This is a genomic window from Mesorhizobium denitrificans (genome assembly GCF_003403035.1).
Classification (GTDB): Bacteria; Pseudomonadota; Alphaproteobacteria; order Rhizobiales; family Rhizobiaceae; genus Mesorhizobium_G; species Mesorhizobium_G denitrificans.
The window spans coordinates 179,001-202,934 of sequence record NZ_QURN01000008.1 but is presented as its reverse complement, the minus strand read 5'-3'; the positions used below and the strand labels follow the sequence as shown (position 1 = coordinate 202,934).

Here is a 23,934-nt window from a genome sequence, read left to right as displayed (position 1 = left end):
TCGCGTGATGCGGAGCCGCCTATAGCAAACAGTTTTCGTGTTTGCAAAGAACTCCGCGAACTTTTTTTCATTCGTGACATTTCTTTTGCACACTCTCATATGTCAGCGGCACTTTGCTTGCATAATTTGGGGCTAATGAAGCGATAATGAGCGAAAAGCAGACCGGCAAAATTCATCGTCAGAGCCCGCCGCCGCGAAAAATTCAGATATTTGGCAAGGCGATTCCCTTGCCGAGATCGCGCGGATTGCGAGTCGCGATAGGATTCGCGCTCTGTTTTCTTGGTCTGCTGGGCTTTCTGCCCGTGCTTGGCTTCTGGATGATTCCGCTGGGAATCCTCGTCCTTTCCTATGAATTTGCGGTAGTGCGCCGTTTTCGGCGTCGCGCTGTGGTCTGGTGGGAGCGTCGCCAGCGCGCAAAAGCAGCAAAAAGCTAACGATGATTCGCAATGTGGGGGCTTGCATGTGCGCATGCGGCATAAAGATACGGCATATTATGCTTTCGAAATCTGCGAGGCGGCTTGACGCCCTTTTTGCGGCAACCTAAGAGCCTGCAGTGCGCTGTGCACAGGGGCCTCGTGGCGGAGTGGTTACGCAGAGGACTGCAAATCCTTGTATCCCGGTTCGATTCCGGGCGAGGCCTCCAAAGTCGCGCAGCTGATGAGTTTAACCGCGTTCCGTCCCCGTATGGCGGGGCGGGCGCTTTGAGATAGGCCGGCGTGTCATGAACATCGACTATACCGGACAGCGCGTGAAGATGGTCGACTGTCAGGTGCGAACCACCGACGTGACCGATCTCGCGATCATATCCGCCATGCTCGATATTCCGCGTGAAGAGTTCGTTCCCGCGAAGTCCAAGGCGCTTGCCTATATCGATGAAGACATTGCACTCACGGAACATGGCGCGGGCCCGCGGCGCTATCTCATGGAATCATCACCGTTCGCGAAGTTGGTTCAGCTTGCGGAGATACAGCCCACAGATGTCGTGCTCGATGTTGGTTGCGCCACGGGCTACTCGTCCGCGGTACTGTCGCGCCTGTCGAGCCAGGTAATCGCCGTTGAAAGCGATTCAGAGCTTGCGCGCATCGCTACGGAAAAGCTTGCGGAGCTTGGCTGCGACAATGTTGCGGTGGTTGAAGGCGCGTTGCAGGAAGGTTGCGCGACCGAAGCGCCATATGACGTCATTATTCTCGAAGGGTCGGTAAGCGCTGTTCCGCAGTCACTTTTCGACCAGTTGAAAGAAGAGGGGCGTCTGGTGGTTGTGGAGGGTTTTGGTAATGCGGGTAAGGCGCGAATCTATCTGAAGACGGGGAGCAAAGTTACTGGTAGATACGCGTTTAATGCGGCAATAAAGCCACTTCCGGGATTTGAAATCGCGCGCGGTTTCGAATTCTAAACTGTTTCTATTGCATATTTCGCCGTGACGTGGTGCGTTCCCGGCTCGGTGGATTTGCGTGTGGAACGAGTTCTGGGTAAACCGGGCGCATCGCGGCCACGCAAATGGATGAGGGATCGATCCTGGTGTCGATGAAAAAAAGACTTTTTGCGACAATGCTCGCGTTTTCGACCGCAATGGCCACTCCCGCCTTTGCCGAAACGATAAATGGCGCGTTGGCCAAAGCCTATCAGTTCAATTCGTCTCTGAATTCGGCGCGGGCGGGCGTTCGCGCGACGGACGAGAGCGTTCCGCTTGCCAAATCTGGCTATCGTCCGCAGATTTCTGGTGCAGGCAGCGTCGGCTATACCACCACGAGGCGAGATCGTGAGCTTGGTAATGGGTTCGGCGGTGTCGCGCCCCGCACCACGAATTCGACGAGCGGCAGCGTGGGCGTGCAGTTGCAGCAGATGATATTTGATGGGTTTCAGACCCGTAACAACGTTGCTGCTGCTGTCGCGCAGGTTCAGGCAGCCAATCAGAGCTTGCGCAACACGGAGCAAACCACGCTGTTTAACGCAGCGCAGGCTTATATGGATGTCATCCGGGACCGTCAGATCGCTTCGTTGACTGAACAGAACCTCGCATTTTTGAACGAGCAGGTGCGCGCGGCAAATTCTCGTTTTGAAGTGGGTGAAGGCACGCGCACCGACGTTGCGCAGGCAGAGGCATCTCGTGCCAACGCCGTCGCATTGGTGAGCAGTTCGCGCGCGAAGGTTGGGCAGAGCTCCGCGAATTACCGCGAATACATCGGTGAGAACCCCGGTAAATTGTCGCCGGCTGGCGGCCTCAAGAAGATGCTTCCGAAGTCGTTGGACAGCGCGATCAATGTAGCGCTGGAACAGCATCCTGCGATTCTGGCCAGCAAACATCTGGTCGATGCCGCTGATTTCGGCGTTAAGTCCGCTGAGGGAGCGATTTTGCCTCAGGTCGATGTCTTCGCCGGTGTGAGCCGCAACTATTCTGGCTCGGTCAGCGGCGGTGAGGATAGTGACGCGAACACCTGGTCGCGCAGCGCGCAGATTGGTGCGCAGCTCACAATCCCGATTTATCAAGGCGGTCGTACATCGGCGACGGTCAGGCAGGCGAAGGAAAACCTTGGCAAAGCTCGCATTGATGTCGACGTGAATCGCGACACCGTCCGCAACGCCGTATCGTCTGCTTGGGCGACCTATGTGTCAGCTTCCGAGGGTGTGCGTGCGCAGCGTTCAGTTGTCGAGGCCGCACGGCTGGCACTGAACGGCGTTATCGAAGAGCGCAATGTCGGTCAGCGCACCACGCTGGACGTTCTGGATGCGCAGGCAGACGTGATTCAGGCTCAGATGAATCTGGTCAGCGATGAGCATGACGTTGTCGTCGCCTCATACGCCATCATGTCAGCGCTTGGTCAACTCACGATCAAACGCCTCGGCTTGAGTGTGGCTGAATATGATCCGCAAGAGCACTACCGTGCTGTCAAAGACAAGTGGATCGGCTTGCGGACGCCGGACGGCCGTTAATTTTGGCGCGAAGCGAGGTTTGGCTTCGCGTCATATTGCATGTCCTCGAGGCATTGCCTTCTAGCTTGTTGATATTTCCGCATACAAGATATTGATGATTCTATCTTGTCGCAGCCTCAGCTACGCTAACCAAAGGTGATTCGAGCCGGAAATATTCGGCAGAAACCAAACAGGCGGAAAGCATGGCACAGTCGAGCGCGCAACGTGATCCATCGATGGAGGAAATTCTCGCCTCTATCCGCAAGATCATTGAAGAGGGTGAAGAGGCTCGTCAGAAGCCCGCCGACCTGCACGATGATTTTGAAGCCACGCCGATTGGACCGGCGGCCAACGACGCTACTCGTCGTCCGTTAGCGGCAGCGCCGGAATTGCGCACCGTCATTCCAGAGGTCGAGCCGGCGGCGGACATTGTTTCAGTCGCGTCCCCGAAGCCGGACCGTATTGAGGTCAAGGATCTGGACGAGGCCGTGGCCGCAGCGGAAGCCGCGATCAATGAGTTGTCTCTGTCGCTGGACGATTTCGTTATCGACATAGCCGAAGTTGAAGAAGAGATTCGCTCGGAAGAGCCGTCCCAAGCTGCATCCGCGAATATCCTGCCTGAAACCGTAGTTGAAACTGCGCCGAAAGCGGCGGCTCCCGAAGAAGTGAAGCCAGCCGCTGCGGTTAGCGTGCCGGAGCAAGAGGAAGCTTCAAAGCCGGTGGCGGAAGTTCAGGCGCCGAGTGCTGCTGCAACTCAGGTTTTCGTTGCGCCGCAGGTGGAAGCGCCAAAGGCTGTTGTAAACTCCGTGGTTGCAGGGCCGGCAAAGACGAATCGGCCGTTGATTACGGCGATTTCCGGTGCTGTAGCGCCGCAGGTCGATCAAAAGAGTGCAATGCTGTCACAGGTTGTTGAGCGTCAGGTTGCTGCCTCGTTCACCGAACTGAGCGAAGCGCTTGCGGCAAGTCGTCGTCGCCCGCTGGACCAGATTGCGGAAGAAATGATGCGGCCCATGCTGCAGGAGTGGCTGGACAACAATCTGCCGAGCTTGGTTGAGCGCCTTGTGCGCGAGGAAATCGAACGGGTCGCGCGCGGTACATCCTGATAGCCATCAGCCATTAGAGCGAAGCGTCGCTGTCTGGCGGCGCTTTTTGTTTTGGTCTGCCTTGTTGCGGCCTCGCGGCTTTCGCATTACATCCAAGCCGACCAAACCGGACTGATATTCATGCTCGAAAAGACTTATGACGCGCAGGCGGTGGAGCCTCGCATTGCTAAACTTTGGCAGGACTCGGATGCTTTCCGCGCGGGTGCGGGCGCAGAGCCGGGTGCTGAAGCGTTCACCATCGTCATTCCGCCGCCGAACGTCACCGGCTCACTGCACATGGGGCACGCACTGAACAACACGCTTCAGGATATTCTGGTGCGGTTCGAGCGCATGCGCGGAAGGGACGTGCTTTGGCAGCCGGGCATGGATCATGCGGGCATTGCCACGCAGATGGTCGTCGAGCGGCAGTTGATGGAAAAGCAGATCCATCGCCGCGACCTCACGCGTGAGGATTTTGTCAATCGCGTCTGGAATTGGAAAGCGGAATCCGGTGGCATCATTGTCAACCAGCTGAAGCGGCTGGGCGCATCGTGTGATTGGTCGCGTGAGCGCTTCACGATGGATGAGGGCCTGTCGAAGGCGGTCATCGAGGTTTTTGTCACGCTCTACAAGCAGGGCCTGATCTATAAAGACAAGCGCCTGGTGAACTGGGATCCCAAGTTGCTCACTGCAATTTCTGACCTCGAGGTTGAGCAGCAGGAAGTGAACGGCAATCTCTGGCATTTCCGTTATCCGGTTGAGGGCAAAACCTTCGATCCGGAAGACGAAAGCACCTATCTGACCGTCGCGACCACGCGTCCGGAAACCATGCTGGGCGACACGGGCGTTGCGGTTCATCCTGATGATGCGCGTTACGCGGCGCTCGTCGGCAAAAATCTCGTTCTGCCGCTGGTCGGCAGGCGGCTGAAAGTCGTCGCGGATGAATATTCCGATCCGGAAAAGGGCACTGGCGCGGTGAAAATCACGCCTGCGCACGACTTCAACGATTTCGAGGTTGGCAAGCGTAATGGTTTGCGTGCGATCAATATTCTCACCGTCGATGCCAAAATAGACATCAATGAAAACGAGGACTTCCTCGAAGGTCTTGAGGTTACGCCGGAGCGCCAGTCGGTTTGGGATGCGCTGCATGGGCAGGACCGCTTTGCCGCGCGCAAACTCATTGTACAGTTGATGGAAGACGGCGGTTATCTCGCGAAGATCGAGCCGCACAAGCATATGGTGCCGCATGGCGACCGCGGCGGCGTGCCGATTGAGCCGTTCTTGACGGACCAATGGTATGTCAATGCTGGCGAACTTGCGAAGCCCGCGCTCCGCTCCGTAAGGCAAGGGCGCACCAGGTTCGTCCCGAAGAATTGGGAAAAGACTTATTTCGACTGGATGGAGAATATCCAGCCTTGGTGCGTCTCGCGTCAGCTTTGGTGGGGGCACCAGATCCCGGCATGGTATGGTCCGGATGGTCAGGTCTTTGTGGAACGCACCGAGGAAGAGGCGCTGGACGCTGCCGTGCAGCACTATCTCGCGCACGAAGGTCCGTGGAAGGCGTGGGTCGAAGAGCGTCTTGAGAACTTCGAGCCGGGCGCGATTCTGACGCGCGAGGAAGACGTGCTGGACACGTGGTTTTCCTCGGCGCTCTGGCCGTTCTCGACGCTCGGCTGGCCGGATCAGACCAAGGAACTCGCGACCTATTACCCGACCAGTGTGCTTGTCACGGGCTTCGACATCATCTTCTTCTGGGTTGCCCGCATGATGATGATGGGCCTGCATTTCACGGATGAGGAGCCGTTCCACACGGTCTATGTCCATGCGCTCGTTCGCGACAAGAACGGCGCGAAGATGTCCAAGTCCAAGGGCAATGTCATCGATCCGCTTGAGTTGATCGACGAATATGGTGCTGACGCGCTGCGTTTTACGCTCGCGATCATGGCTGCGCAGGGTAGGGATGTTAAGCTCGATCCGGCGCGCATCGCGGGCTATCGCAATTTCGGAACCAAGCTCTGGAATGCAACACGCTTTGCGCAGATGAACGGCGTCGCGCGCAATGATGACATCTGGCTGAACGACGCTAAGCTCACCATCAATCGCTGGATTTTGACCGAACTCTCGCGCGCATCGCGTGAGATTACGGACGCAATCACGACCTATCGTTTTAACGAAGCGGCGGGCGCGGCCTATCGCTTTGTCTGGAACATGTTCTGTGATTGGTATCTGGAGCTTTTGAAGCCCGTTTTCATGGGCAATGATGAAGCCGCGAAGGCCGAAAGTCAGGCCTGTGTTGCTTACGTGCTGGACGAAATCTTCAAGCTACTCCACCCCTTCATGCCGTTTATGACGGAGGAGTTGTGGGCGTTGACCGCGCCGGAAGGCGAACAGCGCACGACGCTGCTTTGCCATGCAACCTGGCCGCAACCCACTTTTGAAGACAAGGAAGCCGCTGCCGAGATCAACTGGCTCATCGAGCTGGTTTCTGAAATCCGCTCGGTGCGGTCCGAAATGCGTGTGCCTCCCGCTGCGGTTGCGCCGATGGTGGTTGTGGATGCCAATGATGCCACCGCCACGCGGCTGGAGCGTCACGATGCAGCCATCAAGCGCCTTGCGCGTGTGGGCGAAATTGATTTCGCCAAGATTGCACCCAAGGGTGCGGCGCAGATCGTGCTTGGCGAGGCCACTTTCTGCTTGCCGCTTGGCGCGCTCATCGATGTCAAGGCCGAGACGTCCCGCCTCGAAAAAGAGGCGGGCAAGGTTTCAGATGAAATCTCGCGCATCGAGAAGAAGCTATCGAACGAAAAGTTCGTGGCTGGCGCGCCAGAAGAGATCGTCGCCGCTGAACGCGAAAAGTTGGAAGAGTTCCGCTTGTCGCAGTCGAAACTTGCGGTTGCGTTGGGCCGCCTGCGCGAAGCCAGCTAGCCGCCAGGCGGCTTTGTTCGAGTCGCCGTCACTTTACTTAAGGTAAACAGGCACTTGCCGCAGCGTCACTGGATCAGTGACGCTGCGGAAGAATAACCCATTGTGCTTTTTTGGGTCGCAATGTTGCCATAATGTAACTAAACGCCGTTTCGGGCCCGTTTTAGGGCCATTTCCGAGTATTTTGCACTCAAAACGAATAGATTTTGCCCGCGCGCGCTCCAGTTCGAGCCGTTTTCAGGCGGGTTTTACTTTGTACCGGGAGCGTAAAGGCGGAAATTAAGGCGTCGTAAATTCTCACCGGTCGCAATTCGGCGTTGCAAGATCATCCGTTAGCCGTACACATTCGGCGCAACGGAATTGCCTGCGGGGAGAGGACCTTGAAAATGAACAGACTGCTCGTCAAATCGCTGCTCGGCGCCACCTTCCTGTCGATGGCGGTTGTGGGCACAGCAAATGCTGGCGGTTTTGGTCGTGGCACGGCCGACACCGACATCATCTATGAAGACGGCAACTTCAACATGCGTTCGAGCGTGACTTATGTTCACCCAACGCGCAAATTCAAATCGAACGCCAACCCGCAGTTGAACGGCACTGATTACGCCGCAGACTATATGGTCCCTTCGTTTGCGGTCAAATTGAACGTAACGGATAATTTCCGCTGCGCCGGCACGCATGTGATGAATAACGGTGGCAATGCGCAATACGACTTCCCAACCATATCTGGAAAGTTGTCTGAAGAATTCACCACATATGAATCTGCGCTCACCTGTGGCGTTAAATTTGATGTCGGCAAAGGCAATTTCTGGTTGTTGGGCGGCGGCTTTATGGAGCAGTTCGACTACAACCGTGTGAATGTTGTCGGCAGTCTGCCTGGCGACGTTGCTCTTTCAAATGCCGTTCTTTCGTTGGATGGCGACGATACTGGCTACCGGCTTGGTGTCGCGTATGAAATCAAGGAAATCGCCTTCCGCGCCCAGCTCATGTATCGGTCAGGCACGCACTATGGTGCAGATGGTTCATTGACGGTTCCGACTGGTGCGCTGCTTGGCGCGCAGGCGGCAGCTCTGCAGCAGCAAGCGCAGGCTTTGGCGGCTGCTGGTCAGTTGTTGCAGGCTCAGCAGGTTGGAGCGCAGGCTCAGGCGGTTCTTGGTCAGGCTTATGCGGCAGCCGCAGCAAATCTGCGCAATGCGCTGCCCGCGATCGGTACTGGTGATTTGCCGCAGAGCGTTGAGTTGAAGCTTCAGTCCGGCATTGCTCCGGGCTGGCTGGCGTTCGGCGCTATCAAGTGGACCGACTGGAGTGAAACCAAGCAGTTGATCGCCGAAGCCTTCACGCCGCTTGGCACGACTATCAACAGCACCAATGATTATTTCTGGAAAGATGGCTGGACCTTCACCGCTGGTGTTGGTCACCAGTTCAACGACAATGTTTCGGGTTTGGTTGCCCTCACCTATGATCAGGGCGTTGCGACCGGATGGGATCTGATCAGTGATAGCTGGACCGTATCGGCTGGCACGCTCCTCAAGGACAAATTCGGCGGTGAGCTGCGTCTCGGTGGCGGATTGACCTACATTGGCTCAGCCGAAGAAACCAACTATGCGCCGGGCGAAAATTCATCGGCGGACTCCGGTTGGGCAGTTGCTGGCAATGTTGGCTACTCGATCAAGTGGTAAGCTGACTTCATGGAATGCGAAAAGCCCGGCACTGCCGGGCTTTTTTAATTCTTGAGTGGAAGTCGTGATGTCGCTCTACGTCTTTTGGCGGCGGCGGGTTTGTGTCGAATCAGCAACAGCTTGGAAAGACCCATCCGTGGGGTGGCTTCCGGAGTCGCAATTGCCGTTTTCCCGCCATAAACCACGCGCACGCCGTTGGGACGGAACGCAGCAAAAAGACGTTTCACCACAACAGCCGCATCGTCGGCGTGAACAGGAATGAAGGCCGCGATTGCGGCGCAAAGGAATGGACGCGAGGGTCATCTCAAATCAGGGGCAGTTGATTGCTGAAGGCGCGCCAGCTTGTGCGCGCGATGCAGTTGGCGTGCAAATCCAGCCGGAAACGATGGCTGACTCTTGTCACAGCCTCGCCGCCGGTCTGGCCATTCCGGGCCGTACTTTGGCCGAAAACCCCTATCATGTTATGCTAAACAGGGAGCAGTTGGCTCGCCAGCCTGCTCAAAATGAGGTTTTCAGGAGCGCCGGACGAGCGCGCGCAGTTGCTTGCGCGCCGGTTCGGCGGAAGCAAGTTCGCATGAGGGTATCGGAAATCCTCCGTTCTTCTTTTATCAGTGCCGCTCTCGCAGGGTGTCTGGCAGGCGGCGTCGAGGCTGCTTGGGCGCAGGATGCTACCATCACCGAAAAGAGTGGCCCTTGGGATGTCTTCAAGTTCGGGTTCTCCGCCTACAAGAGCGGGCATAAGGATCAGGCGGCGCAGGCTTATCGCGATGCTTCCGAGCAGGGGCAGATAGGCGCCACCTGGAAGCTGGCACGCATGTATGCCGAGGGCGATGGCGTCACGCAGGACGACTACGAAGCTTATAAATTCTTCTCCGAGATCGTCAGCCGCGATGTCGAGCCGGGCAGCAGCGACGAGCGTTTCGTCGGGGATGCGCTCGCCGAAATGGGGCGCTATGTCGAAGAGGGCATACCTGGCAGCCCGGTGCAGGCAGATCCTGATGCAGCGTTCGAATATTTTCAGCGTGCCGCAAATTACGGCAGCCCCATCGGCCAGTTCGAAGTCGGCAAGATGTATTTGCAGCGTGGCGAATCCTCGCCGAGCAAAATTCGCCTGGCGGGCCGCTGGCTAATGCTCGCAGCCAAAAACGGCCATGAGGGCGCGCGCGCCATGCTCGGCAATCTGCTGTTCCAGAGCGGCAGGGTTGTCGATGGCCTGGCCATGATGACGACAGCGCTTGAACGTGCCGAACCGCGTGATCGGCCGTGGATTCGCAGCATGCAGGAAGAAGCTTTCGCGGTCACTGAAGAGAGCACGCGGCGCAAGGCAATTGCGCGCGCCGACGAGCTTCAGGACCAGCAGTAAGTCACGCTGCAGCTTTCACCGGCAGTCCCAGATTGAGATCGATGGCAACCGGCACATGGTCGGAAGGCTTTTCCCAGGCGCGCACATGCTTTTCTATTGAGGCTGAAACCAGCACATCCGCCGCCTCGGGCGAGAGCAACAGATGGTCGATACGAATGCCGTTGTTCTTCTGCCATGCGCCTGCCTGATAGTCCCAGAACGTGTAGACATCCGTCGCGTCGGTAACAGCGCGGACGGCTTCTGTCAGACCCAGCGATTTCAGCCGCCGGAAAGCCTGTCTTGTCTCAGGCTGAAACAGAGCGTCGCCCAGCCAGTTTTCGGGATGGCGTGCATCTTTGGGCTCGGGAATAACGTTGTAGTCACCAGCCAGCACCAGCGCTTCCTCAAGCTCCAGCCGCTGCTTCGTCCAGCGCTGCAAGCGCTCCATCCACGAAAGCTTGTACGGAAATTTCTCCGTGTCGATCGGGTTTCCGTTGGGCAGATAGAGCGAGACGACGCGCAGCGCGCCGCGATCCGTCGAGAAAACGCCTTCGATGAAGCGCGCCTGCTCGTCGGCATCGTCGCCGGGCAGGCCACGGTTCACCTCGTCGAACGGTAGCTTGGAAAGGATGGCTACCCCGTTGAAGCCCTTTTGCCCGTGCGTTTCCACGTTGTAGCCGAGCGCCTCCACCTCCGCGCGCGGAAACTGGTCGTCCACGGTCTTGATTTCTTGAAGGCACGCAATATCGGGCTGGCTCTCGCTCAGCCAATGCGTGAGATTTCCCAGGCGGGCTCTGACGCCGTTAATATTCCAGGTCACGATTTTCATGTGAATCTCATTAGAATTTCAAATAGTACTTGATAGTCGGCGCACCGGTTTCCAGTCATTCTCCACCATCCCGCTGTGAGGAGCTTGATAAAGGAGCGGGATTAAACCGGGAGAGCACTCATGTCGTCAACCGTCCATCCTGTGGACGAGGTGTTGCCACTGCCACGCCTTGCCACACTCGGAATCCAGCATGTTCTGGTAATGTATGCGGGGGCCATCGCGGTTCCGTTGATTGTTGGGCGCGCGCTCAATCTGGAACCGCATGATGTTGCATTTCTGATTTCTGCCGATCTCTTTTGTTGCGGCATCGTTACACTGATTCAGTCCTTTGGCGTCACACAATGGTTCGGCATCAAGATGCCGGTGATGATGGGCGTCACCTTCGCTGCAGTCGGCCCGATGGTGGCGATGGCGGGCGCAAATCCGGGTGCAGATGGTGCGCGGCTGATATTCGGCTCCATCATCGGTGCTGGCGTCATCGGCATATTTCTTGCGCCGCTTGTCGGCAAGATGCTTCGCTTCTTTCCACCGGTGGTCACAGGAACCATCATTCTCGTTATCGGCGTAACGCTGATGCGCGTCGGCATCCAGTGGGTTTTCGGCGTGCCGGTGGGGCTGACAGCGCCGAAGCTCGTCTCGCCAGAACATGCGGAATGGCTTAAGACCGTTCAGAGCTTCACGACTGGTGCAAACCCCGCCATTCCGCCGATTCCGGCTGGCTTGCAGCTCGCGCCTTCCGTCAACAATCCCGGCTATGCGCCCTTGTCGCATATCGGTATTTCGGTGCTTGTGCTTATCTCGATCCTGCTCATCGCAAAATATGGGCGGGGCTTTGTCTCGAACATCGCGGTCCTGCTTGGCATTATCGTCGGCGGCGTTGCCACCGCGCTGTTTGGCATGATGCATTTCGACAATGTCGCAAAGGCCGATTGGTTCGCGCTCATTTCGCCGTTTCATTTCGGCATGCCGATCTTCGATCCCATCCTCATCGCAACAATGGTGCTGGTAATGATAGTGTCGCTGATCGAGTCGACCGGCATGTTCCTCGCGTTGAGCGACCTCGTCGAACGTAAGATCACGCCGCAAAGCCTGTCCGCCGGCCTGCGTACGGATGGTCTGGGCACGGTCATTGGCGGCATATTCAACACCTTCCCCTACACATCCTTTTCGCAGAATGTCGGGCTGGTCGGCGTCACGGGTGTCAAGAGCCGCTTCGTCTGCGTTGCGGCCGGCGTCATTCTAATCATCTTCGGCCTCATCCCGAAAATGAGTGCGCTTGTCGAAAGCCTGCCCACTTTCGTTCTGGGCGGGGCAGGGCTGGTCATGTTCGGCATGGTTGCGGCCACTGGCATCCGCATCCTCTCGAATGTGGACTTCAAGCATAAGCGCAACAATTTGTTCGTAGTCGCCGTATCTCTGGGCATGGGCATGATCCCGCTCATCGCGCCGAGCTACATGATGTGGCTTCCGCACGCGATTCATCCGCTGATCGAATCAGGAATCCTGCTCGCCACCATGTCGTCGATCGTGCTGAACGCTTTCTTCAACGGCACGGTGATCGATGAAGCAGAACTGCGCGAAGCAGCCATGACGGCCGAGGCCCACTGAATCGCCGTTCAGAGCTAGCTCATTCTGATCGTTTTTCTCAATGCAAGCCGCTCACCCCCTCTCCTAATGGGGGAGGGGTAGGGCTCGCCTACTCCTTACTCACCATAAGGCTGTATTGAGCAAGGCCGTGCCGCCGTCCCACAAAACCCCTGCGAGGAGGCTTGGGGCAAACACGGTCGAGCCAAATGAGCAATGAAGACAATGGGGGACTAAAGCCAGCTTCGTCAGAAAAAGATCCTTTCGCTCCGGAGTTCCGGGTCGTCGCACGCGGCAATGTGCGACGCGGTATCAGGTTGGAGCGGATATTCTGGACGACGCTGAAGCGTATGGCTGAAAACAGAAAAATCACCATGGGTGCACTGATCGAGGAAATCGCTCAGCAGCACGGTGAATCTGGCAATCTTACGTCTGCTATCCGGGTCACGTGCCTGCGGTGGCTTGACGAACAGAATGCGTCATTGCGCGAGTCGCAACCTGGAAAAGAAAAGAAGAGCGGCTGAATAAGCCGCTCTTCTCCCGGTTATACTGAGAAACTCGTCCCGCAGCCGCAGGACGCGACAGCATTCGGATTCTTGATCTGGAATGACTGGCCCATCAGGTCGTCGACAAAGTCGATGACCGAGCCGCCCATATAGACGAGCGAAAGATCGTCTATCAGAACGGTTGCGCCGTCGCGTTCAATAGCGAAATCGTCGTCGTTGCGCCCGTCTACAAGATCGAACTTGTAGGAAAAGCCTGAGCATCCGCCACCCTCGACAGATACGCGCAGGGCAGACTTGCCCGGCTCGGCGGAAACGATTTTGGCAATGCGTTTTGCCGCAGCTTCCGTTACTTCCACAGTGTTTATTTCTGCGCTCATAGCGCTCACCTTGCATTAGCGTTCCCACCATAGGTATGAAGCGCGTCTGTCCAAGTCAACTGGAGGGCAGGCGAGAAGCGGATGGGAACGGAACTCGAAGGCATTGGCTTCGGCTACAGGCCACGCGCGCTTTATGCCTGCGACCCTGCGCAATCGCGTGGCCGTCTCTATCCTGAGCCCGAAAGCCCGACCCGCACGCCGTTCCAGCGCGACCGCGATCGTATCATCCATTCCACCGCCTTTCGCCGCCTCAAACACAAGACGCAGGTCTTCATCGCGCATGAGGGCGACCATTACCGCACGCGCCTCACGCACTCGATTGAGGTGGCCCAGATTGCCCGCGCTTTGGCCCGCTCGCTCCGGTGCGATGAGGATTTGGCCGAGGCCATCGCGTTGGTGCATGATTTCGGTCACACGCCCTTCGGCCATACGGGCGAGGATGCGCTGAACGACCGCCTCAGCCGATGGGGCGGCTTCGACCACAACGCCCAGTCTCTGCGCGTTGTCACCGATCTTGAGCGCCGCTACGCAACCTTCGACGGGCTGAACCTCGCATGGGAAACGCTCGAAGGTCTGGTCAAGCACAATGGCCCGCTGGAGGATTCGTCGGGTAGGGGGCTGAAAGGTCCGGTGCCGCAGGCCATTCTGGATTTCTCCGCCCAGTTTGATCTTGAGCTGTCCCGCTACGCCGCGCTGGAGGCGCAATGCGCCGCGATTGCTGATGACATCGCCTATGATGCGCATGACATCGACGATGGCCTGCGCTCCGGCCTGCTGTCGCTGGAAATGCTGGAAGGAGCTGACATGCCCGCCGCGATACTGGCCGAAGTGCGCACGCTCTATCCCGGCCTCGACCAGCACCGCACAACGCATGAGCTGGTGCGCCGACAGATCACCGCGATGGTTGAGGACGTCATCTCCACCACCTCCGCAAATCTGGACCGTCTAAAGCCGCAAAGCGCGGACGATGTGCGCGGCGCTGGCGAAACCCTCGCGCGGTTTTCGGAGCAGATGGCGGCTTCGGAAAGCCAGCTAAAGCGCTTCCTGTACGCCAACCTCTACCGCAACCCCGTCGTCATGCGCGTGCGCGAAGAAGCCGAGCAAGTCGTCAAGGACCTGTTCGACGCCTATTTCGCCGATCCCGCCGCAATGCCCGAAAGTTGGCGCACTGTTGGCGCTGATGCCTCGGAAGAGGCCAAGGCTCGGCATATCGCGGACTACCTCGCGGGTATGACGGACACATACGCCATCAAGGAATACCGCCGTCTGTTTGACCGCGAGCCGGATTTGGGATAGCTCCGCGCCCAACAATTCGCGCGTCGTTGCCATATATTGGCGGGCGTCTGTCCATTGAAAGCAGTCCGGTAAAGCCATGAATATTTTCGCCGACTTCACAGGTCGGATTATCAAAATCGTAGAAGGTCTTGAGATCAAGTCGAAAGACGGCGGTTCGCTCGATCTTTCGCGCATCGCTGTCGAGCCGCCGCGCGATTCCAGTCACGGCGACCTTGCCACAAACGCCGCGATGGTTCTGTCCAAACCGGCTGGGCAGAATCCCCGCGCATTGGCCGAAATGATCGTTGCTGAACTGGCGAAGGACCCGGACGTGGTGCGCGCCGAGGTCGCCGGTCCCGGCTTCGTCAACCTCAAGCTGGCCGAGCGTTTCTGGCAATCGCTGCTGTCCGGCATTCTGGTGGAAGGTCAGGATTTTGGCCGCACCACGCTTGGGCAGGCGCGCAAGGTCAATGTCGAATACGTATCCGCGAACCCGACAGGGCCGATGCATGTCGGACATTGCCGTGGCGCGGTGGTAGGCGACACGCTTGCCAACATGCTGGCTTTCGTCGGTTACGACGTCACCAAGGAATACTACATCAACGATGCTGGCGCGCAGATCGACGTTCTGGGCCGCTCGGTGCTGTTGCGCTACCGCGAGGCGCTCGGGGAAGATATCGGCGAGATTCCGCCAGGCCTTTACCCCGGCGATTATCTCGTTCCGGTCGGTCAGTCGCTGGCAAAGCAATATGGCCGCGACCTTCTGCAAAAGCCCGAAGACGAAGCCCTTGCCATCGCCAAGGACCGCGCGATCGAGGCCATGATGGTCATCATCCGTGAAGACCTCGCGCTTCTGAATGTTCACCACGAGGTGTTTTTCTCCGAGCGCGCGCTGCATGCCGATGGTGCGCGTCGCATCCGCTCCGCGATCAACGACCTCACGCTGGCTGGCCACGTCTACAAGGGCACGCTGCCGCCTCCGAAGGGCGAAAAGCCCGTCGATTGGGAAGACCGTGAGCAGACGCTGTTCCGCTCCACCGAGGTCGGCGACGATCTGGATCGTCCGCTGATCAAGTCGGATGGCTCATTCACCTATTTCGCCGCCGACGTCGCTTATATGGCCGACAAGATTGCGCGCGGGTTCGAGCAAACCATTTTCGTGCTCGGCGCGGATCATGGCGGCTACGTAAAGCGCATGGAAGCGCTTGGCCGCGCCCTTTCCGCCGACCGGCTGGAAGTCACGATCCTGCTTTGCAATCTCGTGAAGCTGTTCCGCGATGGCGAGCCGGTGCGCATGTCGAAGCGGTCAGGGGAGTTCGTCACGCTGCGCGATGTGGTGGAGGAAGTCGGTCGCGATGCGATTCGCTTCATGATGCTCTATCGCAAGAGCGATGCCCCGCTGGATTTCGATTTCGCAAAAGTCACGGAGCAGTCCAAGGATAATCCGGTTTTCTATGTGCAATACGCCTCGGCGCGTTGCCACTCGGTTTTCCGGCAGGCGCGCGAGCAGTTTCCGGGTCGCGAATTTGATCGCGAAACATTGCGCAAGTCCGTGGAAAAGCTTGATGATGAGGGCGAATTGACGCTCATCAAGAAACTCGCGGAATACCCCCGTCTGGTGGCCTCTGCGGCGCAGGCGCATGAGCCTCACAGGCTTGCGTTTTACCTCTATGATTTGGCGAGCGCTTTCCATGCCCACTGGAATCGTGGCACTGAAAATGTGAGCTTACGCTTTGTTAAGGTTAACGACGCAGAATTGACCGAAGCCAGGCTGGGTCTGGTGCAGGCGGTTTGCGATGTCGTCACATCGGGCCTGACGCTGATTGGGGCAGATGCTCCAACCGAGATGCGTTGAGCACAAATCACCTGTCACCATTTGCCCACATTGCGCTGGTAGGGGCCGCAAACGCCTCTGCGTAACCGTGTAACATGAGTGTGCGAGAGACACATGGCTGACAAAACAACCGGTGTGAATGCGGGTCGGGAAGACCTGATGGACTCCGACGTGCCTGCTGCCGATCCCTTTGCTGAGTTGACGCGCATCATGGGTTTCGATCCGCGCAAGGCGGAAGGCGCCAACAAGGTCGCGGTACAAACCGCGTCTGTTGAGGAATTCAAGATCGATCTTGAAGAAGAGCTTATGCGCGAGTTTGGCGATGAGGACGTCGCCGACGAGCCAGTGGCCGCTTCCGCCCAGGAGCCGGAGCTTGAAGAGCCGCTTCCGCCGCTTGAAGCGCATGTCGAAGAAGCCGCAGATGAGCCGGTCGCGCAGGAAGAAGTTGCCGACGAGCCGCAATTATCAGCAGCCGATGAGCAGCCGCTTGAAGATCTGATGGCCGCAGAGCTTGCGCCACAGGTTGAAGACGCTGAGATTCCGGTCATCAAGCTCAGCCCGGTCAACGAGCAGTCGCAGGAAGCGCCCCGCGAAGAGCCGGTCGCCTTTGTCGCTGACGACGCCGACGAAGCCGAGCTTGAGGCGGAGTTCAACGCACTGCTTGGCAATTCTGAGCATCACGAAATTCTCGATACCCGCGCTGAAAATCTGGCGTCGGTTTCGCAGCAGCCCAATCAAGAAGAACTCGTCGCGGCGCATGCTTCGGTTTCGATGCCAGCCCCGGAAGACGATTTGTCGGTTGAGTTCGGTTTCCCTGAACCAGCCGAGGCGCTCGATAAGCTTCCCGAAGTGGAAGCAGCCGAAGCGTTGGTAGAAGAAACAGAAGAAGAGCTTTCACCTGTCGAGGCAACAGAGGAAGCCGAAGAAGTAGTAGCCGCTGTTCAGGAGGAAGTTGAACCTGTCGCCGAAGTCAAGGCGGAGGAACCCCCGGCAGTAGATGAAGACGACCCGTTTGCGATGTTAGCCGCCATGGCGCAAAAGTACCGCGTAGCAGAACCGAATGATTCCTGGCGCACAGCTGCCCCTGTGTTCAGCCGGGCCACCCCTCAGATCAACCGCGCCGAGCAGCCAATCGCTCGCGCTGAAGCGCAGCCCCTTCGCGTCGAGCCTCGTATTGAGCAGCGCATTGAGCCGCAGGCACCAGTCGTGGAAATGCCTGCACCGCGCGTCGTGGAAGCGCCGCAGGTTGCAGCCTACAGCCGTCCTGAGCCGGTTGTCGCCGCGCCGATCCCGGAAATCGAGACGATTGACGTGCCAGACCGTGCGGTCGCCGTCGCTGACGATCTCGACATTCCAGAGCTTGAAATTGCTGAGGAGCCGCTGGCCGTTGCTGCGGTCGATGATCTCGACACCGAGTTCAACAATCTGCTCCAGCAGATGAGCACCCCGGCTCCTGCCGCTGCTCCGGCTCGCGCAACGCCGTCCTTCGCTGGTGTTTCGTCGCGCCCTGCGCAGCCAGCGCCGGACATGCACAATGCATACAGCGCGCAAACCTATGCGCAGCCTGCTGCTCCGCAGCCGTCCTATGCTGCGCAGTCAAAGCCCGCATCATCTTATGGCTACACGCCGCAACCTGCTGCGCCTGCATATCAGGAGCGCGCGGCAGCTCACGCCCATCACGATGACGACGATATTCGTATCGACCTGACCGAAGACGATCTCGCCGAAGCGTTTGACGATTTCGACACCGCCGCAATGGACGATTTCGATCTCGATGGCGATTTCGAGGATGATCTGGCCCCCGCGCCGTATCAGCAGCCCGCCTATCAGAAGCAGCCGAAAAAGCGCGGCCTGCTCATTGCGGCAATCATCGGTGGCGTCGCCATCCTTGGCGTTGCTGGTGCGGTTGCCATGTCGATGATGGGCGATGCGCAGGGCAGCTCACCGGAGTTGGTCAAGGCCGATCAGGCTCCTTTCAGGGTGCGCCCGGAAACGCCGACCGCCAGCACGCAGCCTAGCCAGGAAAGCAAGGTTTACGAGACTGTTGCTCGCACTGGGGATGCGAACGCCAATCCACAGGACAAGTTGATCACCAGCAATGAAGAGCCGGTCGATCTGCCGGACCAGTTGCCTGAAAATGCGGAAGACGATCTGGCAATGTCGGATGATGGCGCCGCAAAGTCGGATGACCGCATCCAGCCCGCCACTGCGGAAGATGCGCAGCCTGCCAATGGCGAATCCATCGCCGTGGCTCCGCGCAAGGTCCGCACAATGGTTGTGAAGCCGGATGGCAGCCTTGCTCCTCGCGAGGAAACGGAGCCGCAGGCGACGAACACCATCGCGCCACAGAACAAGGTCGCTGCTGCCGCACCGGCCCCGGCAAGTGATGATGTCGCAAGCGCCATCGGTTCCAACGACGATGCACCGGCGCTTCCGGCCAATGATGATCAGGCGGCTGTGCAGCCTGCAGACGTTGCGCCGGATCAGACCGCTTCCATCGAGCCGCAACCGGCCGTCGAGGGTGGCTGGACGATGCAGATTGCTTCGGAAAGCAGCGAAGCTGCCGCCAAGGCGACCTATCAGAAGATGCTTGGCCGCTACGGCAGCGTGCTTGAAGGCAAGGGCGTGAACATCGTCAAGGCCGACATCGCAGGCAAGGGCACGTTCTGGCGCATCCGCATCCCGGCGGAAACCCGCGACGCGGCGGCTGGCATGTGCAACAGCTTCAAGTCTGCAGGCGGCAAGTGCTTCGTCACGAAGACCTGACCGCAAACAGCATCTGACGAACAAGGCGCGGGCCTTCGGGTCCGCGCTTTTTTGTTTTTGCCAGCACTGCTCTCAATCGATACGCCTCACAGTTTACCCCTCATCCGCCTGCCGGCAGGCGGATGAGGGGTAAGTCACGCCACACAGCTTCAATTTCAAATGGTAGGCATCGGCTCAATGCGGGTCTAAATTGCTGCCATGAGCGAATCACAAGCAATTATCTTCGGCTGCGCCGGCAAATCCCTCACACCTGAAGAGCGCGCGTTCTACGCAAACGAGCGTCCGTGGGGCTTCATCCTCTTTGCGCGCAACATTGGCGAGCCGGACCAGATCCGTGATCTGGTGGCCGACATGCGCGCCAGTGTCGGCAGGCCGGATGCGCCTGTGTTTATCGATCAGGAGGGCGGTCGCGTGCAGCGTCTTCGCCCGCCCATCGCGCCGAATTATCCCTCCGGTTCGGCAATCGGCGCAGTCTATCAGGCCGACCGCGAGCAAGGTCTTCGCGCGGCATGGCTGCTTGCACGCCTTCACGCATTCGACCTTCTGCGCCTTGGCATCAATGCCGACTGCCTCCCCGTGCTTGACGTCCCCGTTGCCGGAGCGAGCGACGTAATCGGCGCGCGTGCTTATGGCTTCGATCCCGACACCGTCGCCGCGCTTGGCCGCGCCACTGCCGAGGGCCTCATGTCGGGCGGCGTTCTGCCGGTCATGAAGCACATACCGGGCCACGGTCGCGCGACTGCCGATACGCATTACGAGCTGCCCACGGTCTATGAATCACTGGACGAACTGCGCCAGCATGATTTTGCCCCGTTCAAGGCGCTCAATCATCTGCCGATGGCAATGACCGCCCATGTGGTTTTCAATGCAATTGACCCCGACAATCCGGCCACCACTTCGCGTAAGGTTACGCAAGACATCGTGCGCGGCGAGATCGGCTTTGACGGCCTTCTCATCAGCGATGACACCTCCATGAAGGCGCTTTCTGGGGATTTCCCGGATAAATCGTCGGCAATCCTTGCGGCGGGCGTGGATATCGTCCTTCACTGCAACGGGGTAATGGAAGAAATGCAGGGCATTGTGGCGGGTGCGAAGCCGCTTGAGGGCCGCGCGCTTGAACGTGCCGAACGCGCGCTCGGCTTCATCAAGTCACGAGACGCAGTGGCCGAAGCAGACATCCGAGCCGAGTTTGCAAACTATTTCGAGGCGGTTGCATAATCCGCTGATAGAAGGACACGATGGCAGGTCAAACGCCGCCAAAATCGCCAAGTAAGGCAGCTTCGGACCGCACGCCGATGGATCGGCTGTGGGGCGAGGGCGCGCTGCCCGGTGCGGAAGAGCGAGCCACTGACGAGCCGGAACTGGTCGTAGACGTTGCCGGTTTTGAAGGTCCGCTCGACCTTCTGCTGCACCTCGCGCGCAACCAGAAAGTGGACCTTACGCGCATTTCGGTTCTCGCGCTTGCCGAGCAATATCTGGGCTTCATCGCAAAGGTCCGCGAGTTGCGGCTGGAAATCGCTGCGGATTATCTGGTCATGGCCGCATGGCTGGCCTTCCTGAAATCCAAGCTTTTGATCCCCAAGCAAAAGGACGAAACAGGCGAGAGCGGCGAGGAATTGGCCGCTGTACTCCAGTTCCGCCTCCAGCGCCTTGAGGCGATGCGCGATGCGGCGGCGCGTCTGGTCAATCGCAATCGGCTTGGGCGCGATGTGTTTGCGCGCGGCATGCCGGAAACGGTCATCATCGAAAAGCGAAACCAGTTTTCGGCCACGCTCTACGACCTGCTTTCGGCCTACGCGGCGGAGCGTCAGCGCAAGGAAATGTCGAGTGTTCGCATCGCATATAGGCGCGTTTGGTCGCTCAAGGATGCGCGCGAAATGCTGACGCGAATGATCGGCCAGTTGGAAGATTGGGCGAGCCTCGACAGCTTCCTGATTGATTACGTCGTCAGCGCCGACCAGCGCACCACTGCTATAGCGAGTTCATTTGCCGCCAGCCTTGAAATGGTGCGCGAAGGGCAAATCGAAATGCGTCAGGAAGCCGCCTTCAAGCCTTTGTATATGCGTGGGCGAACTGCCACGCCGAAACCGGTGAGTGCAGCATGAGCGAACAAGCGAGCGCGAAGATCATGCCCTTTCGGGCCGATGATGAAAACGAAGATGAAGCCCCGGAAGCCTTGAGCACTGCGGAGCGCATGCTGCTGGCCGAAACCGCGCGCATGGCCGAAGCGCTGGTGTTCGCAAGCACCGAGCCTGTCAGCGAAAACGCCTTGGCCGCGCGCTTGCCGGAGGGCGCCAACGTCGCCGCGGCCATGCTTCATCTCCAGCAAATCTACGCCAAGCGCGGCGTAAACCTTGTACGGATCGGTGATTCGTGGGCGTTCCGCACCGCGGGCGACCTTGCTTTCCTGATGAGCCGCGACACGATCCAGCAGCGCAAGCTTTCCCGCGCCGCGCTGGAGGTGCTTTCCATCATCGCTTACCACCAGCCGGTCACCCGCGCCGAAATCGAAGACATTCGCGGGGTCGAAACCTCCAAGGGCACGCTCGACACGCTGCTGGAATCCGAATGGGTGCGCATGCGTGGTCGCCGCAAGACGCCTGGTCGTCCCGTAACCTACGGCACTACGGAAGCTTTCCTCGACCATTTCCAGCTCGAATCGATCCGCGATCTTCCCGGTATCGACGAGTTGAAGGGGGCGGGGCTCCTGTCGGCGCGCATGCCGTCCAACTTCTCGATTCCGCTGCCACCCGAAGATCCCGACGAGCTGACGGAAGACGAAGATCCGTTGACGGACATCGATCTGGAAGAGCTCGGCCTGTTGACACCCAAAGACCGAGATGCTTGACCCAACGGGTCAGGTTTATCGAGGGCGGCAATCAGGTGGACGAGGCGGTACAGGAGAGTGCAAGCCGCACGGCGTCGGGCGTCTCGTTCGCCGCTCGTCTCAGCTTTGACGACATCCATCACCGTTTCGCCGATGGCACGGAAACGCTGCGCGGGCTGACGCTCACCGCCGAGCCGGGCGAGGTTTTGTGCCTGCTCGGTCCGTCGGGTTCCGGCAAAACCACCTTGCTCCGAATCGCCGCGGGCATTGAAAGCCAGAGTGCGGGCCGCATCCTTCTCAACGACCGCGAAATCGCAGGTCCGGCAACATTCATGCCGCCGGAAAAGCGCTCCATCGGCTTGGTGTTTCAGGATTTTGCGCTGTTCCCGCACCTGTCGATCCTGGAAAACGTCCGCTTCGGCCTCACCGCTCTTTCCAGCGAAGAGGGCCGCAAACAGGGCATGATCGCGCTGGAGCGCGTCGGCTTGTCGCGATTGGCGGATGCCTATCCGCACACGCTTTCGGGCGGCGAGCAACAGCGCGTGGCGCTGGCTCGTGCGCTTGCCCCGCGTCCCGCCGTGCTGCTGCTCGACGAGCCATTTTCCGGGCTTGATTCGCGCCTTAAGGACAGTGTGCGTGCCGAGACTCTTGAAATTCTGCGTCGCAGCCGCGCCACCGCCATTGTCGTCACGCATGATGCGGAAGAAGCCATGCGCATGGGCGACCGCATCGCGCTGCTCAAAGGCGGCAAGCTGGTGCAAGTCGGCAAATCATCGGACCTCTATCTGCGCCCTGCGAATCTCTTCGCTGCGGGTTTTTTCTCGGAACTGAATCTCTTTCATTCAAAAGTGCGTGACGGTGCGGCCAATACGCCGGTCGGCGCATTTGCTGCAGCCGGTTTGGGGGAGGGCGCGCGCGCCACTGTCGCGGTGCGCACCACGGGCTTCGACCTTGACCCGAAATCCGGCGCAGTGCAGGCAAAAGTCCTTTCGCGGCACTATCTTGGTGTTGTGGAAATGCTTGAATTAGCTCTTCAGGGCTATGAGCAACCTGTGCGTGTGCGCATCAGATGCGGCGTTGTGCCCGATGCTGCGCGAGATATCTGGTTGACGCCGCGCACTTCCGACGTACTTGTGTTTGAAACTGAGCGCGAAAGCGCATAGATGATGCTAACTCCGTTCTAGCTGGAAGAGTGTGAAATGGGTTCGTTTTCGATTTGGCACTGGCTCATCGTTTTGGTGGTCGTGCTGTTGCTGTTTGGCCGTGGCAAGATTCCTGAGTTGATGGGCGACATGGCCAAGGGCATCAAGAGCTTCAAGAAGGGCATGGCTGAGGATGACGAAGCGCCGGTTGATCCGCGCACCGTCGAGCATCGCGTTGATGAGACCGTCGAGCCGGGCGTCAAGGCAAAGAAAAGCTAAGCTGGCTTCGGTCAGACAGGCGGTAGCCAATGCTTGAAGTAGGCTGGACCGAAATGCTGGTGATTGCGGTCGTAATGATCGTGGTCGTCGGGCCAAAAGATTTGCCGGGAATGTTGCGCTCGTTCGGGCGCACAACGGCGAAGATGCGCAAGATGGCTGGCGATTTTCAGCGCCAGTTCAATGAGGCTTTGCAGGAAGCCGAACTCGACGACGTCAAGAAGTCGGTTGATGCGCTGCGCAGCCTGAACCCGGCAACTGAAATCAAGAAGCAGCTTAATCCGTTTGAGCAGGCCGCTTCTGATGTTCGTGCCGGGCTGCAATCGCTCAATCCGCAACCGCCCCCGTCGCCGCCCAGCCCTAATTTGCAGCCTGCTGAGCCGTTGAAAACGGGTGCCAGTGCATTGCCGGAAGCCGCCGCCGCGCCAGCAACGCCGCAACCGGCACCGGTGCCCGCTGCAGCTAAAGCAACAAAAGCGCCCGCGACAAAGCCAGCCGCGAAGGCGCCTGCCAAGCCCGCGGCAAAAGCCGCTGCAAAACCGGCTGCGAAGAAAACCACAACGGCAAGGTCGAAATCGTGAGCCTC

Annotated in this window: 20 protein-coding genes and 1 tRNA gene; 19 read left to right on the top strand and 2 right to left on the bottom strand. The window is 58.7% G+C overall.

Annotation, left to right across the window (positions count from 1 at the left end; genetic code table 11):
- Positions 1-146 precede the first annotated feature (146 nt).
- The 8 genes from DY251_RS12585 to DY251_RS12550 all read left to right on the top strand — a co-directional run bounded on the left by DY251_RS12585 (position 147) and on the right by DY251_RS12550 (position 9,953).
- Positions 147-434, top strand: a complete 288-nt coding sequence (locus DY251_RS12585) for a hypothetical protein (RefSeq protein ID WP_116624242.1) — start codon at positions 147-149, stop codon at positions 432-434.
- Between the two features lie 135 nt (positions 435-569).
- Positions 570-643 (top strand) — tRNA-Cys (locus DY251_RS12580).
- Positions 644-721: 78 nt separating this feature from the next.
- A complete protein-coding gene (locus DY251_RS12575; RefSeq protein ID WP_116624241.1) occupies positions 722-1,393 on the top strand; it encodes a protein-L-isoaspartate O-methyltransferase family protein in 672 nt (223 codons plus the stop codon).
- 122 nt (positions 1,394-1,515) lie between these two features.
- Positions 1,516-2,931, top strand: a complete 1,416-nt coding sequence (locus DY251_RS12570; protein ID WP_116624285.1) for a TolC family outer membrane protein — start codon at positions 1,516-1,518, stop codon at positions 2,929-2,931.
- Positions 2,932-3,113: 182 nt separating this feature from the next.
- Positions 3,114-4,013, top strand: coding sequence for a PopZ family protein (locus tag DY251_RS12565; RefSeq protein ID WP_116624240.1), 900 nt, complete (start codon positions 3,114-3,116; stop codon positions 4,011-4,013).
- 120 nt (positions 4,014-4,133) lie between these two features.
- Complete coding sequence (locus DY251_RS12560; RefSeq protein WP_116624284.1) at positions 4,134-6,917, top strand: valine--tRNA ligase; 2,784 nt, start codon at positions 4,134-4,136, stop codon at positions 6,915-6,917.
- A gap of 383 nt (positions 6,918-7,300) precedes the next feature.
- The gene (locus DY251_RS12555) at positions 7,301-8,590 is read left to right on the top strand and encodes an outer membrane protein transport protein (RefSeq protein WP_116624239.1); all 1,290 of its coding nucleotides are present in this window, start codon (positions 7,301-7,303) and stop codon (positions 8,588-8,590) included.
- A 286-nt stretch (positions 8,591-8,876) separates the two neighbouring features.
- The gene (locus DY251_RS12550) at positions 8,877-9,953 is read left to right on the top strand and encodes a tetratricopeptide repeat protein (protein ID WP_342633570.1); all 1,077 of its coding nucleotides are present in this window, start codon (positions 8,877-8,879) and stop codon (positions 9,951-9,953) included.
- A 1-nt stretch (position 9,954) separates the two neighbouring features.
- On the opposite strand, the gene xth is transcribed toward DY251_RS12550, so the two are convergent.
- A complete protein-coding gene (xth, locus tag DY251_RS12545) occupies positions 9,955-10,761 on the bottom strand; it encodes an exodeoxyribonuclease III (RefSeq protein WP_116624238.1) in 807 nt (268 codons plus the stop codon).
- A gap of 120 nt (positions 10,762-10,881) precedes the next feature.
- Between xth and DY251_RS12540 the strand changes: the two genes are divergently transcribed.
- Positions 10,882-12,369, top strand: coding sequence for a nucleobase:cation symporter-2 family protein (locus DY251_RS12540; RefSeq protein ID WP_116624237.1), 1,488 nt, complete (start codon positions 10,882-10,884; stop codon positions 12,367-12,369).
- Between the two features lie 185 nt (positions 12,370-12,554).
- A complete protein-coding gene (locus DY251_RS12535; RefSeq protein ID WP_116624236.1) occupies positions 12,555-12,869 on the top strand; it encodes a ribbon-helix-helix domain-containing protein in 315 nt (104 codons plus the stop codon).
- 20 nt (positions 12,870-12,889) lie between these two features.
- Here the strand turns inward: DY251_RS12535 and erpA are convergent, their stop codons facing one another.
- Entirely contained in the window at positions 12,890-13,228 is a 339-nt protein-coding gene (gene erpA, locus DY251_RS12530) for an iron-sulfur cluster insertion protein ErpA (protein WP_116624235.1), read from the bottom strand.
- An 81-nt stretch (positions 13,229-13,309) separates the two neighbouring features.
- Here erpA and DY251_RS12525 point away from each other — a divergent pair, with 81 nt between their 5' ends.
- The 9 genes from DY251_RS12525 to tatB all read left to right on the top strand — a co-directional run bounded on the left by DY251_RS12525 (position 13,310) and on the right by tatB (position 23,929).
- Positions 13,310-14,524 carry a deoxyguanosinetriphosphate triphosphohydrolase gene (locus DY251_RS12525; protein WP_116624234.1) on the top strand — a complete coding sequence of 405 codons (1,215 nt, stop codon included), beginning with the start codon at positions 13,310-13,312 and terminating at the stop codon, positions 14,522-14,524.
- A 76-nt stretch (positions 14,525-14,600) separates the two neighbouring features.
- Entirely contained in the window at positions 14,601-16,358 is a 1,758-nt protein-coding gene (gene argS, locus DY251_RS12520) for an arginine--tRNA ligase (protein ID WP_116624233.1), read from the top strand.
- A 93-nt stretch (positions 16,359-16,451) separates the two neighbouring features.
- Positions 16,452-19,103 (top strand): SPOR domain-containing protein, encoded by a 2,652-nt coding sequence (locus tag DY251_RS12515; protein ID WP_116624232.1) that lies wholly within the window; start codon positions 16,452-16,454, stop codon positions 19,101-19,103.
- Positions 19,104-19,301: 198 nt separating this feature from the next.
- Positions 19,302-20,321, top strand: a complete 1,020-nt coding sequence (nagZ, locus tag DY251_RS12510; protein ID WP_170971370.1) for a beta-N-acetylhexosaminidase — start codon at positions 19,302-19,304, stop codon at positions 20,319-20,321.
- Positions 20,322-20,398: 77 nt separating this feature from the next.
- A complete protein-coding gene (locus DY251_RS12505) occupies positions 20,399-21,208 on the top strand; it encodes a segregation and condensation protein A (RefSeq protein ID WP_116624281.1) in 810 nt (269 codons plus the stop codon).
- Complete coding sequence (scpB, locus tag DY251_RS12500; RefSeq protein ID WP_116624231.1) at positions 21,205-21,951, top strand: SMC-Scp complex subunit ScpB; 747 nt, start codon at positions 21,205-21,207, stop codon at positions 21,949-21,951. The genes DY251_RS12505 and scpB overlap by 4 nt, the downstream gene beginning before the upstream one ends.
- Positions 21,952-21,986: 35 nt before the next feature.
- Positions 21,987-23,093 carry an ABC transporter ATP-binding protein gene (locus tag DY251_RS12495; RefSeq protein WP_116624280.1) on the top strand — a complete coding sequence of 369 codons (1,107 nt, stop codon included), beginning with the start codon at positions 21,987-21,989 and terminating at the stop codon, positions 23,091-23,093.
- A gap of 36 nt (positions 23,094-23,129) precedes the next feature.
- Positions 23,130-23,351: a twin-arginine translocase TatA/TatE family subunit gene (locus DY251_RS12490; RefSeq protein WP_116624230.1), complete on the top strand. Its 222-nt coding sequence runs from the start codon at positions 23,130-23,132 to the stop codon at positions 23,349-23,351.
- 29 nt (positions 23,352-23,380) lie between these two features.
- Positions 23,381-23,929 (top strand): Sec-independent protein translocase protein TatB, encoded by a 549-nt coding sequence (gene tatB, locus DY251_RS12485; protein ID WP_116624229.1) that lies wholly within the window; start codon positions 23,381-23,383, stop codon positions 23,927-23,929.
- The last annotated feature ends 5 nt before the right edge of the window (positions 23,930-23,934 follow it).